This window comes from Streptomyces sp. NBC_01450 (assembly GCF_036227505.1).
In the GTDB taxonomy this organism is placed as follows: domain Bacteria; phylum Actinomycetota; class Actinomycetes; order Streptomycetales; family Streptomycetaceae; genus Streptomyces.
Map to the genome: position 1 here is coordinate 5,212,602 of NZ_CP109480.1, position 12,898 is coordinate 5,225,499.

Annotated in this window: 10 protein-coding genes; 7 read left to right on the forward strand and 3 right to left on the reverse strand. The window is 69.9% G+C overall.

The window, feature by feature from the left end; genetic code table 11:
• Nucleotides 1-25: 25 nt before the first annotated feature.
• On the reverse strand, nucleotides 26-835 hold the full coding sequence (locus OG568_RS23295; protein WP_329532975.1) for a hypothetical protein: 810 nt from the start codon (nucleotides 833-835) through the stop codon (nucleotides 26-28).
• 629 nt (nucleotides 836-1,464) lie between these two features.
• Between OG568_RS23295 and OG568_RS23300 the strand changes: the two genes are divergently transcribed.
• The 5 genes from OG568_RS23300 (at nucleotide 1,465) to cseC (ending at nucleotide 6,125) form a co-directional block, all read left to right on the forward strand.
• The gene (locus OG568_RS23300) at nucleotides 1,465-2,388 is read left to right on the forward strand and encodes an A/G-specific adenine glycosylase (RefSeq protein WP_329532976.1); all 924 of its coding nucleotides are present in this window, start codon (nucleotides 1,465-1,467) and stop codon (nucleotides 2,386-2,388) included.
• Nucleotides 2,389-2,659: 271 nt separating this feature from the next.
• Nucleotides 2,660-3,199 carry a SigE family RNA polymerase sigma factor gene (locus tag OG568_RS23305; protein ID WP_060898668.1) on the forward strand — a complete coding sequence of 180 codons (540 nt, stop codon included), beginning with the start codon at nucleotides 2,660-2,662 and terminating at the stop codon, nucleotides 3,197-3,199.
• Nucleotides 3,187-3,837, forward strand: a complete 651-nt coding sequence (locus OG568_RS23310) for a hypothetical protein (protein WP_443077731.1) — start codon at nucleotides 3,187-3,189, stop codon at nucleotides 3,835-3,837. The genes OG568_RS23305 and OG568_RS23310 overlap by 13 nt, the downstream gene beginning before the upstream one ends.
• Before the next feature lie 19 nt (nucleotides 3,838-3,856).
• Nucleotides 3,857-4,561, forward strand: coding sequence for a two-component system response regulator CseB (gene cseB / locus OG568_RS23315; protein ID WP_266627242.1), 705 nt, complete (start codon nucleotides 3,857-3,859; stop codon nucleotides 4,559-4,561).
• 238 nt (nucleotides 4,562-4,799) lie between these two features.
• Nucleotides 4,800-6,125 carry a two-component system sensor histidine kinase CseC gene (gene cseC / locus OG568_RS23320; protein ID WP_329532977.1) on the forward strand — a complete coding sequence of 442 codons (1,326 nt, stop codon included), beginning with the start codon at nucleotides 4,800-4,802 and terminating at the stop codon, nucleotides 6,123-6,125.
• A gap of 141 nt (nucleotides 6,126-6,266) precedes the next feature.
• Here the strand turns inward: cseC and OG568_RS23325 are convergent, their stop codons facing one another.
• The gene (locus tag OG568_RS23325) at nucleotides 6,267-7,856 is read right to left on the reverse strand and encodes an MDR family MFS transporter (protein ID WP_266584570.1); all 1,590 of its coding nucleotides are present in this window, start codon (nucleotides 7,854-7,856) and stop codon (nucleotides 6,267-6,269) included.
• A 151-nt stretch (nucleotides 7,857-8,007) separates the two neighbouring features.
• Between OG568_RS23325 and OG568_RS23330 the strand changes: the two genes are divergently transcribed.
• Nucleotides 8,008-8,619, forward strand: coding sequence for a TetR/AcrR family transcriptional regulator (locus tag OG568_RS23330; RefSeq protein WP_329532978.1), 612 nt, complete (start codon nucleotides 8,008-8,010; stop codon nucleotides 8,617-8,619).
• Here OG568_RS23330 and OG568_RS23335 read toward each other — a convergent pair.
• Nucleotides 8,616-9,206, reverse strand: coding sequence for a M23 family metallopeptidase (locus OG568_RS23335; RefSeq protein ID WP_266437806.1), 591 nt, complete (start codon nucleotides 9,204-9,206; stop codon nucleotides 8,616-8,618). The genes OG568_RS23330 and OG568_RS23335 overlap by 4 nt on opposite strands.
• Before the next feature lie 507 nt (nucleotides 9,207-9,713).
• Between OG568_RS23335 and OG568_RS23340 the strand changes: the two genes are divergently transcribed.
• The gene (locus OG568_RS23340) at nucleotides 9,714-12,854 is read left to right on the forward strand and encodes an NACHT domain-containing protein (protein WP_329532979.1); all 3,141 of its coding nucleotides are present in this window, start codon (nucleotides 9,714-9,716) and stop codon (nucleotides 12,852-12,854) included.
• Nucleotides 12,855-12,898 lie beyond the last annotated feature (44 nt).

Consider the following 12,898-nt stretch of genomic DNA (forward strand, 5'->3'; position numbering starts at 1 on the left):
CTCGCGCCCCCGCCCCGTCCCGTCCTCAGTCCTGGGACAGCACGAACGACGTCGTCGCCTTCGTGAGGCCCTGGGCCTTCGCCTCCACCAGGTAGGTGCCCGGGGTCGCCGAACCCGCCGGGGGTGTCGCGCACTGGGCGGCGCTGGCCGTGCGGTCCCAGTCGACCGTGTAGGTCACCTGGTCGCCGGCCGGGACGCGGAAGTAGAGACTGGCGACGTCCTTGGGGCAGTCGCTGGAGGACCAGAAGCTCTTGTCACTGCCGGCCTGAGTGATCGTCAGGACGGCGCTCTTCGGGCCGAGATCGACCTTGCAGTCGTCGGCGGAGGAGTTCTTCGCGATCAGCTCGATCGAGGGCTTGTCGCCGGGGGCGTACGTGTTGTGCACGCTGCGCAGGGTCAACTTGACCGCCCCCGCAGTGCAGTTGGGGAGGGTGGAGCCGGCCGGGACCTGATCCGCGGAGCCGGTGCCGCCGCCGCTGGAACCACTGCCCGAACCGCCGCTGCCCGCGCCACCCGTACCGCCGGACCCGTCGCCACTGCCGCTGCCGCCGCTGCCGCCGCTTCCCGTGCCGGCACTCGCGCTGGCGCTGGACTCGTCGCGGCCGCCCGGGTGTTGGCTGATCGCGGGTCCGGAACCGGAAGGGCCCGGGGTGATCGTCTGCACGGGGTTCTTCCCGTTGGACCCGTCGGTGTTCTTCTTGCCGCCTCCGCCGCCGCTGCTGACGACCCAGACGATCAGCAGCGCCAACAGCGCCACCAGGGACAGCAGAACGGCCCTCCGACGCCAGTAGATGGTGGAGGGAAGTGGCCCGACCGGATTGCGCATAGATCCCACGGCTCAAACTGTACGAGAGATCCACGCCGGTGCTCGCCCCACCCGCCGCCCCGAGCCCCAACTTTTCCGGATCATCATCCCGGCACACCATCCGAGTTACCGTTCCTTTGGACTGAGCGGGAGTGAGCCCGATCAGCCGCACGCCCCGAACGGTCTTGGGCGCACTGGTCCCCGGCGTACTCAACCCCGGGGCGGCGACACGCATCCTGTGCGTGGTCCGGTCCCGGGAGGTCAGTTCCCTGCGCGACCTGGCCATGTGGATACGGCCAGAGGCGACGGGGAGGCCCTGAACCATCACTCCGGTGGAGCAGGGGCCCCGCACGCTGGCACCGCACCGGTGTCCCAGATCGCATGATCACGCTACTCCAGCCGCCCCAAGGCACCGCAAGCCCGCGAGCCGACCATCACACGATCGAGCTAAAACGACCGCACGCACGCTCCCCAACGAGCAACTGCCAACCCCCACACCGGCCATTCCCGTCCCCCGAGGGCTGCCGGACCCGGGCCTCCGGACGATCAGCGCGCCCCTTCAGGAGCGCGGGAAACGGGGGCAGGGGCGAAAAGCCACTCCTCCGCGCCTTGGAGGAAACCGCGTAGTCCCGCCCCCGCATGGCAGGATCGGAACCGCCATGACTGCACCCACCATGCCCACACCCAGCCCCCAGCCCGACGCCACCGGCAAGACCCTGCACGAACCGGTGATCACCTGGTTCGACGAGCACGCCCGTGACCTCCCCTGGCGCAGCCCCGACGCCGGCCCCTGGGGCGTGATGGTCAGTGAGTTCATGTTGCAGCAGACCCCGGTGAGCCGCGTCCTGCCCGTGTACGAGCAGTGGATCGCCCGCTGGCCCCGCCCCGCCGACCTGGCCAAGGAGGCTCCGGGCGAAGCCGTCCGCGCCTGGGGACGGCTCGGCTACCCCCGCCGCGCGCTCCGGCTGCACGGCGCCGCGGTCGCCATAACGGAACGGCACGGCGGCGACGTACCCAAGGAGCACGCTCAGCTGCTCGCGCTGCCCGGGATCGGGGAGTACACCGCCGCCGCCGTCGCCTCGTTCGCGTACGGGCAGCGGCATGCCGTGCTCGACACCAATGTCAGAAGAGTGTTCGCACGGGCCGTCAGTGGCGTGCAGTACCCGCCGAACGCCACCACCGCCGCCGAACGCAAGCTCGCGCGCGCCCTCCTCCCCGAGAGCGAGGGCACCGCCTCCCGCTGGGCCGCCGCCTCCATGGAGCTCGGCGCGCTGATCTGCACGGCGAAGAACGAGACCTGCCACCGCTGCCCGATCGCCGCGCAGTGCGCCTGGCGGCTGGCCGGCAAGCCGGCGCACGACGGCCCGCCCCGGCGCGGCCAGACGTACGCGGGCACGGACCGCCAGGTGCGCGGCAAGCTCCTCGCCGTACTCAGGGAGGCCGTCGCGGGCCCGGTCCCGCAGTCCGTACTCGATCGGGTGTGGGACGAGCCCGTACAGCGGGCCCGCGCCCTCGACGGACTCGTCGCCGACGGACTCGTGGAGCCGCTCCCGGGTGGTCTGTATCGGCTGCCCCTGACCTAGGGCCTGTCCCCGCGACGCCCCTCACGCCCTCAAAACCACCCCAACCGGGACTTGTAACCACACCGCCTTACCCACCTCATACATCCGTTACACAACCGACGTACAGCCGAGGGCTCACCGCAGGCTGCCTCGGACAACCCCGTGACAACGCCTCCGTAGCTTCATTTCCGTACCGCACGCACAGCAGAACGACAGCGGGACACAGGAAACGGACAACCGGCAGCAGGCGCGAGCCAGGCAGGTCGGAAAACGGGGATGGAGGCGGTTGATCATGGCGCACGGCGAGGTGCTCGAATTCGAGGAGTACGTCCGCACTCGGCAGGACGCGCTGCTGCGCAGTGCCCGTCGCCTGGTCCCCGACCCCGTCGACGCCCAGGACCTGCTGCAGACCGCGCTCGTACGGACGTACGGCCGCTGGGACGGCATCGCGGACAAGCGGCTCGCGGACGCTTACCTGCGCCGCGTGATGATCAATACGCGTACCGAGTGGTGGCGGGCGCGGAAACTCGAAGAGGTGCCCACCGAGCAGCTCCCGGACGCCTGCGTCGACGACTCGACCGAGCAGCACGCGGACCGGGCGCTCCTTATGGACATCATGAAGGTTCTGGCTCCCAAGCAACGCAGCGTCGTGGTGCTGCGACACTGGGAGCAGATGTCCACGGAGGAGACGGCCGCCGCCCTCGGCATGTCGGCCGGAACGGTCAAGAGCACGCTGCACCGGGCGCTCGCCCGGCTCCGCGAGGAGCTGGAGAGCCGCGACCTGGACGCACGCGCGCTCGAACGTGAGGAGCGGGAGCGTTGCGCGGCCTAGGAACTCGGGCCAGGCAGGTCCTGAAGGCGGGGAGTGCGGCGACGGCCGCGCTCACCGCCCTCGGCCTTTTCCTGACCGCCTGCGCCACGGGTGGCACGGGCGCCCGCGACGAGGGTCCGGCGAGCAGGGAGGCGGTGGCGAAGGAGGCCCCGAGCGCCGAGGCCGCCGCCTCCCCGTCCAAGACACCCAAGCGCGTAGACGCGGTCAAGCTCGTCAAGGACGACCCGGAGGTCAGCGAATCGGTCAAGAGCACCCTGACCAAACCGTGCGTCGCCGACGAGTACCCGGTCGACGTGTCGTACGGGGAACTGACCGGAGGGACCACCGACGACATCGTGGTCAACGTCATGACCTGCGGGGATGCTGTGGGAATCGGCTCGTACGTCTACCGCGAGGAAAGCGGCAGATACGAGAATGTCTTCAAGGCCGAGGAGCCGCCGGTCTACGCGGAGATCGACCGGGGCGACCTGGTGGTCACCCAGCAGTTGTACAAGAAGGGCGACCCGGTGGAGTACCCCTCCAGCGAGGAAGTGATCACCTACGGGTGGACCGCGACCCGCTTCACCGAGGAGTCCCGGACGCACAACGACTACAGCAACGCGGTGGGCGGCGTCGACACGCCCGCTCCCGCGAACTGAGCGCAGACGGAGCAGCCGGATGGCAGAGCAGACCCACGTCCTGTTCGTCGAGGACGACGACGTCATCCGCGAGGCCACGCAGCTCGCTCTCGAGCGCGACGGCTTCGCGGTGACGGCCATGCCCGACGGGCTGTCGGGCCTGGAGGCCTTCCGCGCCGACCGTCCCGACATCGCCCTGCTGGACGTGATGGTCCCCGGACTCGACGGCGTCTCGCTGTGCCGCCGCATCCGTGACGAGTCCACCGTCCCCGTGATCATGCTGTCCGCGCGCGCCGACTCGATCGACGTCGTGCTCGGCCTGGAGGCGGGCGCCGACGACTACGTGACCAAGCCCTTCGACGGGGCCGTGCTGGTCGCCCGGATCCGCGCGGTGCTGCGCCGTTTCGGACACGCGAGCGGGCCGAACGGAGCCCCCGAAGAGGCCTCGCCCGTCGACGGCGGGGTGCTCTCCTTCGGCGACCTGGAGATCGACACCGAGGGCATGGAGGTGCTCAAGGGCGGTGCGCCGGTGGCCCTGACGCCCACCGAGATGCGGCTGCTGCTGGAGTTCTCCTCCGCGCCGGGCACGGTGCTGAGCCGCGACAAGCTGCTCGAACGCGTGTGGGACTACGGCTGGGGCGGGGACACCCGCGTCGTCGACGTCCACGTACAGCGGCTGCGGACGAAGATCGGCCAGGACCGGATCGAGACGGTCCGCGGCTTCGGCTACAAGTTGAAGGCCTGAGCAGGGTATGCGGGGGATATTTCAGCGCCGGACTCCGGCGGGCGGCGGCCCGACCGGCCGGAACGGACTGGCCGACGGACGCTACGAACGCGACGAGCGCAGGGCGGCCAATGGGTACGGCCCCATCAACGGGAACGGGTCGGTCAACGGGAGCGGGTCCGCCGGGTGGAACTCACCTGCCGGCCGGGGCACACCCGTCGGCCGGCGCGCATCCGTCGACCGCGGCACACCTGTGAGCATGCGCATGGCGGCCGCCGCCGGGAACTCCGGCATCCGCACGGGCATCCGGTGGAAGCTCAGCGCGGCGATCGCCATGGTCGGCGCGCTGGTCGCGGTCGCGCTCAGCCTCGTCGTGCACAACTCGGCGCGCGTCTCGATGCTCGACAACTCGCGCGACCTGGCGGACGAGCGCATCACAGTCGCCGAGCGCATGTACGAGTCCGGGCGGACCCAGGCCTTCGGGGTCAAGGTCGACGACCCGACCATCCCGAAGGACCTGCTGGCGAAGGTCATGGAGGGCCGGCGCGCCACCTACGTGGCCGACCGTCCGAACGGGGTTCCGGACATCTGGGCGGCCCTCCCCCTCAAGGACGGCCGCGTCCTCTCCCTCCACACCGGTTTCACGGACCGCAACACCGACGTCATGAAGGACCTCGACCAGGCGCTGATCATCGGCTCGATCGCGGTCGTCTTCGGCGGCAGCGCGCTCGGCGTGCTGATCGGCGGCCAGCTCTCACGGCGGCTGCGCAAGGCCGCCGCGGCGGCGAACCAGGTCGCCAAGGGCGAGACCGACGTTCGGGTACGGGAGGCGATCGGCGGGGTCGTGCGCGACGAGACCGACGACCTCGCGCGCGCGGTGGACGCCATGGCGGACGCGCTCCAGCAACGCATCGAGGCCGAGCGCCGGGTGACCGCCGACATCGCCCACGAACTGCGCACGCCGGTGACCGGGTTGCTGACGGCGGCGGAGCTCCTTCCTCCCGGCCGCCCCACGGAACTCGTCCGCGACCGCGCCCAGGCCATGCGGACCCTCGTCGAGGACGTCCTCGAAGTCGCGCGACTGGACGGCGCCTCCGAGCGGGCCGAACTGCAGGACATCCTGCTCGGCGAGTTCGTGTCGCGGCGCGTGGCCGCCAAGGACTCCGACGTCGACGTACGCGTGATCCACGAGTCGGAGGTCACGACGGATCCGCGCCGCCTGGAGCGCGTGTTGTTCAACCTGCTGGCCAATGCGGCACGGCACGGCAAGCCGCCGATCGAGGTCTCGGTCGAGGGCCGGGTCATCCGGGTCCGCGACCACGGTCCCGGCTTCCCCGAGGAACTTCTCGCCGAGGGCCCCAGCCGCTTCCGCACCGGCAGCAGCGACCGCTCGGGCCACGGTCACGGCCTCGGCCTCACCATCGCGGCCGGCCAGGCCCGGGTGCTCGGCGCGCGGCTGACCTTCCGTAACGTCCGGCCCGCGGGAGCCCCGGAGGGCGTGCCCGCGGAGGGGGCGGTCGCGGTGCTGTGGCTGCCGGAGCACGCGCCGACGAACACCGGCAGCTACCCGATACTGCCGACCTGATCGGCCGGGCTCAGCCCTGCCCCCGTGCGGCCCTGCCCCCTGCGGGGCTGCGCCCCCGGCCCGTACAGGAGAAGACCCCCGGGGCGGACACTCCGGGGGTCTTCGGATCAGGCAGGGGTGGATCGGGCGAGGTCGGTGATGTCAGACGGTCTCGGCGACCGTCGGCTTCGGCGTCGAGTCGTTCACCGCACCCTCGGCCTCGTCCGCCGCCGGCGCCCCCGCTCCCCGCAGCGGGACCTCCTTCACGAACACCGCGGCCACCAGCGCGCCCAGCGACACCACCGCGCCCAGCAGGAACGCGGAGTGCGTACCGGAGGACACCGCGTACTGGTAGGCCTCCCGCGCCGCGGCCGGCAGCTTGGCCAGGCTGGCCGCGTCCAGCTGCGCCGACTGCTCGGTGACCTTGGACCCCAGCACCCCGGCCCGCTCGGCCATCACGTCCTGGACCCGGTGGTTGAACAGCGCACCCATGATCGCGACACCGAAGGACGATCCGAGCGTACGGAAGAGGGTGGTGGACGAGGACGCGACGCCCATGTCCTTCATCTCGACGCTGTTCTGCGCGACCAGCATGGTGATCTGCATCAGGCAGCCCATACCGAGGCCGAGCACCGCCATGTACAGCCCGGAGGTGAACCGGGTCGTGCCGGTGTCCATCTGGGAGAGCAGGAACAGACCGACCGCCATGAGAACGCCGCCGACGATCGGGAAGGCCTTGTAGCGCCCGGTGCCGGTGGTGACCCGGCCGGCGACCATCGAGGTCACCAGCATCGCGCCGAGCATCGGCAGCAGGAGCAGCCCGGAGTTGGTCGCGGACGCGCCCTGCACGGACTGCTGGTAGAGCGGCAGGAAGAGAGTGGCGCCGAACATCACGAAACCGGTGATGAAGCCGATGATCGACATCAGCGTGAAGTTGCGGCTGCGGAAGATGTGCAGCGGCATGATCGGCGCGGCGGCCTTGGTCTGCACGAAGACGAAGCCGACCAGCGCGGCGACGCCGATGCCGATGAGCTCCATGATCCTGGCCGAGCCCCAGGCGTACTCGCTGCCGCCCCAGGTGGTGACCAGCACGATGGACGAGATGCCGAGGGCCAGCAGTCCGGCACCGAGGTAGTCGATCTTCGCCTTGAGGCGCTTCTTCGGCAGGTGCAGTACGGCGCTGATGGCGAGGAGCGCGACGATGCCCAGCGGCAGGTTGATGTAGAAGGACCAGCGCCAGCCCCAGTGGTCGGTGATGGTGCCGCCGATGAGCGGTCCGCCGATCATGGCGAGGGCCATGATGCCGGCCATCATGCCCTGGTACTTGCCGCGCTCCCGCGGCGGAATCAGGTCACCGATGATCGCCATGACGCCGACCATCAGACCGCCGGCGCCCAGACCCTGAACGGCACGGAAGCCGATCAGCTGACCCATGTCCTGGGCCATACCGCTGAGCGCGGAGCCGACCAGGAAGATCACGATCGAGGTCATGAAGGCGCCCTTGCGCCCGTACATGTCGCCGAGCTTGCCCCAGATGGGGGTGGAGGCGGCGGTCGCGAGGGTGTACGCGGTCACGACCCATGACAGGTGCTCGAGGCCGCCCAGCTCGCCCACGATCGTCGGCATCGCCGTGCCCACGATCATGTTGTCGAGCATCGCCAGCATCATCGTGATCATGAGCGCGAGCAGCACGACGCGTACGCTGCGCGGCTGTTTCTCGGTCTCTATGACCGCTTCCTTGTTGTCCGCCACGGTTCCACTCCCCTGGGTACTTACTTGCCGCCCGGCAAGTTGACTACACTGAGGGAAGTTAGACCGGTAACTAGCCGGGCGTCAAGTAAGTTTTCCTGGATTTGCCAGTCGGACGACACGTAACGTTTCGAGGAGTGCGAGGAGTACAGAGATGGGCGGCGACACCATGGACGGCACCAAGCGACAGCGGCGCGGGGACACCCGCCAGCGCATCCAGGACGTCGCCCTCGAACTCTTCTCCGAGCACGGCTACGAGAAGACCTCGCTGCGCGAGATCGCCGAGCACCTCGACGTCACGAAGGCGGCGCTCTACTACCACTTCAAGACCAAGGAAGACATCCTCATCAGTCTCTTCCAGGACCTGTCCCGGCCCATGGACGAGCTGATCGAGTGGGCGCGGCAGCAGCCTCGCACGCTGGAGACGAAGCAGGAGATCCTGCGCCGCTACAGCAACGCGCTCGCCGAGGCGGCCCCGCTCTTCCGCTTCATGCAGGAGAACCAGGCGGCCGTCCGCGAGCTGCGCACGGGCGAGGACTTCAAGGACCGCATGATCCGGATGGTCGGCCTGCTCAAGGAGCCGGACGCCGATCTGACGGACCAGGTGCGCTGCGTCAGCGCGCTGTTCTCGATGCACGCCGGGATGTTCCTGCTCAAGGACGTCGAAGGCGACCCCGAGGAGAAGCGCAAGGCCGTCCTGGAGGTCGCGATCGACTTGGTGACACAGGCGCACGGCGGCGCGACCGTCACCCCTGAGGCGTCTTAGACGGTCACACCCTGGGCGCGCAGGAAGACGACCGGGTTGACCGCGGAACCGTAGTTCGGGGTCGTACGGATCTCGAAGTGCAGGTGCGGGCCGGTGGAGTTGCCGGTGCTGCCGGAGAGCGCGATGTGCTGGCCGGTCCCGACGACCTGCCCGATCCGCACGTCTATCCGGGACAGGTGGGCGTACTGCGAGTAGGTCCCGTTGCCGTGCTTGATGACGATGGCGTTGCCGTACGCGGGACCGTCACCGGCGCCGTTGCCGCCGGCCTTGACGACGGTGCCGCCGTGAGCGGCGACGACCTCGGTACCGGTGGGCACGGCGAAGTCCTGCCCGGAGTGGTTGTGCTGCCACAGGTTGCCGGCCTGGTTGAAGCCCGCGGAAAGCGTGTACTTCTTCACCGGGTCGACCCAGGAGGCGGCCGTCTTGGCGGCGGCCGTCTTCACGGCGGCCTGCGGGGCCGCCTCGGTGGCGGCGGCCGCGACCCCGGCACCCAGTACGGCCGTGGCACCCACGCCGACGGCCAGGACGGCCGCCCTGGAGCGGAGCAGGGACATACGGGAGTGGCGGGACGTGACGCGCTTCGACATCGGGAACCTCATGGGGACGGGGACGGGAGTCAGGTCCACCCGTGGACTGGTCGTCGCCGGGTGGGCCATCCCTTGGTAACCCGACTCCTGGCAGACCTACAAAATGCCCATCTACGACGCCAGGTCGTAGTTCACCCTAAAATTTCCCCCTTCTTGACAGACGCCCCACCCCGTATCGAATACGCCCGATTTTTCGTAGTAGAGACGTTTAACTCCACTTACAGGCGTTGCGTTCCGGTGAAGTACGGCCCTCGCGGCACCCCCCTCCCCACCCCCGCACACCCCATGGGGGTTCCGCACCATTAAGTCCGTTTTGCCCCCTCGGCGTCTTCCACTACCCGACCTAGTAACGGACAAATCGCCTGTGCGTCATGTCACCGCACGGGGGTGTCCCAAGGCTTCGTTCGGCCTCCGGCGCGACCCCTTCGTCGCTTCCCTCCGACGTGATCCACCGGACAGGCCCTAGGCTGACCGGAGCAGCGTCACCGTGCCGTCCGGGGGAGCGACATGGAACCAGCAGCCATAGGTGCCAAGTTGGCCTCGAGCGTGGTCACGCCGCTCGTCAAGAAGCTGTTCGTGGCGGACGGGCCGGGCGCCGGGCTGGTCGAGAAGCCGGTGCGGATCTCCGGATTCGTCTCCTTCAGGGGTGAGAAACGGACCGTCGGGGAGAAGGAGCTGACCAAGCTCGCCGCCGAGCTGGTCGCGCGGGCCCTGCGCACCGGGGAACGCCCGCTGGCCGCCGACGAGGAGCAGGCCGTCGTCCACGCCCTCGCCGACACGCTGCACGCCCTCGGGGACCTCGCCATGACCGACGTACAGGCCGTGGAACTCGGTCACGAGGCGCTCGCCCTGCGGCTGCGCGCCGCGAGCGGCAACCCCGAGCGCGATCTCTCCTTCGACGCCACCCTGTTCTACGAGCGGATCCTGAGCGCGGCCTGTCTGCACATCCTGCACTTCTTCACCCAGCGCTCGGCCTTCGTGGCCCGCACGCTGGTCGAGCAGAGCCGGAAGCAGAGTGAACTCATCGCCAAGGTGGACGCTCTGATCGCGCGGACACCGCCGGCCGGCGGCACGGATCCCGCGTTCGAACAGCGGTACCTCGCGTACCTCGCGACCAAGCACAGCCGGCTCACCATCTACGGCATCGACCTCGTCAACTCCCCCGAGCGCTGGCCCCTCGACGCCGCCTACCTCAGCCTGCGGGCCGTGCGGGCCGCCGAGGACGCGGAGGCGACCGGCCCGGGCGGGACACACATCGCGGCCGCCGGCAGCACCCTCCCCGCCGAACAGGTCCTCTCCGAACAGGACCTGGTGCTGCTGCGCGGAGTGGCGGGGTCCGGCAAGACCACCCTCGTGCAGTGGCTGGCCGTGACCGCGGCCCGGGGCGAGCGCGGCGACCGGATCCCGTTCGTCCTGCCCCTGCGCACCCTCGTCCGCCGCCCCGACGGACTCCCGGCACCGGACGGTTTCCTCGCCGCCGCACGCGTGCCCTTCCACGCCACCCAGCCGGACGGCTGGAGCGACCGCGTCCTCGGCGCCGGGCGCGGGCTGCTCCTCGTCGACGGCATCGACGAGATCCCCGAACGCGACCGCGAGCGGACCCGCCGCTGGCTGCGCGAGCTGCTCGACGTCTACCCCGGCAACCAGTGGCTGGTGACCTCCCGCCCCTCGGCCGTCCGCGAGGACTGGCTCACCCCGGACGGCTTCACCGAGCTCGCACTCACCCCGATGAGCCGCGACGACGTCACCGCCTTCATCCGCCGCTGGCACACGGCGGCCCGGCTGGACGCCCCGGACACCGACCGCCTCGACGGCTACGAACACTCCCTCCTCACCGCCGTGGGGACCAAGCCCGACCTCGGCCGGCTCGCCACCAACCCGCTGATGTGCGGGCTGATCTGCGCGCTGCACCGCGACCGCCGGGGCTATCTGCCGCACGGCCGCCAGGAGCTGTACGACGCCGCCCTGTCCATGCTGCTGTCGCGCCGCGACGAGGAGCGGGACATGTTCGCGCCCGACCGTCCGGGCGGCATCCACCTCACGGAACTCCCGCAGATCCAGCTCCTCCAGCGCCTCGCCTACTGGCTCATCCGCAACAACCAGTCCGAGATGGACCGCGACCGCGCCGAACGCATCGTCGCCGACGTCCTGCCCTCCCTCCCGTCCGCCGCCGCGCAGGGCGACGCCCAGGCGATCCTGCGCCACCTCCTCGTGCGCAGCGGCCTGCTCCGCGAACCCACCCTCGGCACCGTCGAGTTCGTGCACCGCACCTTCCAGGACTACCTGGGCGCGCGGGCGGCGGTGGAGGACGGTGACTTCGGGCTGCTGGTGCGAGGCGCCTTCGACTCCCAGTGGTCGGACGTGATCCGGATGGCGGTCGCCCACGCCCGCCCCCGCGAACGGGCCACCCTGCTAGCCGACTTGACCAGGTCCGCCGAGGAGACGTCCGGAACGGCGGGCACGCGTGTACGACTTCTCGCCCTGGCCGCGCTGGAACACGCCACGGAACTCGACCCCCACGTCCGCGCGTCCGTGGAGCGCAACGCCGCCTCGCTCATCCCGCCCCGTACGACCGAGGAGGCCCGCACCCTCGCCGACGCGGGCCCGCTCGTCCTGGAGCTGCTGCCCGGGCCTGGAGGGCTCACCGACGGCGAGGCCAGGGCCGTGGTCATCACCGCGTCACTCATCGGCACGGACGCGGCGCTCCCGGTCCTGTCCCGCTTCCGGTCGCATCCGTCGCTGCTCGTACGGGCCCAACTCGCCTGGACCGCCCACCGGTTCGACACCCGGCGCTACACGGCCGACGTCATCGCCCATCTGCCACCGGACGACCTGTACTTCTGCGCGCACTCCGTCGACCGGCTGCGCGCCCTGCGCGACCTCGGCGGCCGCCCCATGCTCCAGGTCGTCGGGGACATCGACGCGGACGACATACGCGAGGGGCTGCTGCCGGACCAGCTGTCCAAACTCGTCGTACGCGACAACCGCGTCCTGCGTGATCTGAGCTTCCTGTCGGATCAGGCACGGCTCGTACATCTGGACGTCAGCGGCGGCAGCCCGTACGTCGACGACCTCACTCCGCTCGCCGAGCTACCCCTGAAATGGTTTTCGCTCGCCGGCCTGCCCGGACTCGAGAAACCGGACGCGTTGGCACCGCTTTCGGCTTCCCGCACTCTCCGTCTGCTCGACATCGGCATCACGTTGCAGGGGGACTCCCTCGACGAGGTACTCCCCCGGAATCTGCCGGTGACGTATCTGCGGTTCACCAGGAACGCTCTGCGGCACACGGGATTGCGCGGCCTGAGTCATATGCACTCGCTGAAGCAGCTGAGTCTGGCCACACTCCCCGAAAACCTCACCCCCGAGGACTTCGAGGAGATCACCCGGCTTCCCGCTCTACAAGAACTTCGGGTGAACTGGAATGCCGTCGGGTGGAGCGCGGGTCCGGTACTGCCGAACGTGACGAGACTGCGGCTCAACAAGTTCACAGGAAACGAAGACCTCTCAAATGTCCCGGCCCTCTTTCCCGGCTTGCGCAGGCTCACGTTCCATCTCGCCCCGGACGTGACCGACGTACCGGAACATCTCCTGGCATCGCTCCCGGACACCGCGGCCGTCACCTTCGAGAAAACGGACAGCGTGGTGTGAAAAAAAGGGGCTGCCCCGGGACCGAGGTCCCGGGGCAGCCCCTT

Bases quoted from the DNA above. Each gene is read 5' to 3' on its own strand.
- OG568_RS23300 (WP_329532976.1), top strand. From the start codon at position 1,465: ATGACTGCACCCACCATGCCCACACCCAGCCCCCAGCCCGACGCCACC.
- OG568_RS23305 (WP_060898668.1), top strand. From the start codon at position 2,660: ATGGCGCACGGCGAGGTGCTCGAATTCGAGGAGTACGTCCGCACTCGG.
- cseB (WP_266627242.1), top strand. From the start codon at position 3,857: ATGGCAGAGCAGACCCACGTCCTGTTCGTCGAGGACGACGACGTCATC.
- cseC (WP_329532977.1), top strand. From the start codon at position 4,800: ATGCGCATGGCGGCCGCCGCCGGGAACTCCGGCATCCGCACGGGCATC.
- OG568_RS23330 (WP_329532978.1), top strand. From the start codon at position 8,008: ATGGGCGGCGACACCATGGACGGCACCAAGCGACAGCGGCGCGGGGAC.
- OG568_RS23335 (WP_266437806.1), bottom strand. From the start codon at position 9,206: ATGTCGAAGCGCGTCACGTCCCGCCACTCCCGTATGTCCCTGCTCCGC.
- OG568_RS23340 (WP_329532979.1), top strand. From the start codon at position 9,714: ATGGAACCAGCAGCCATAGGTGCCAAGTTGGCCTCGAGCGTGGTCACG.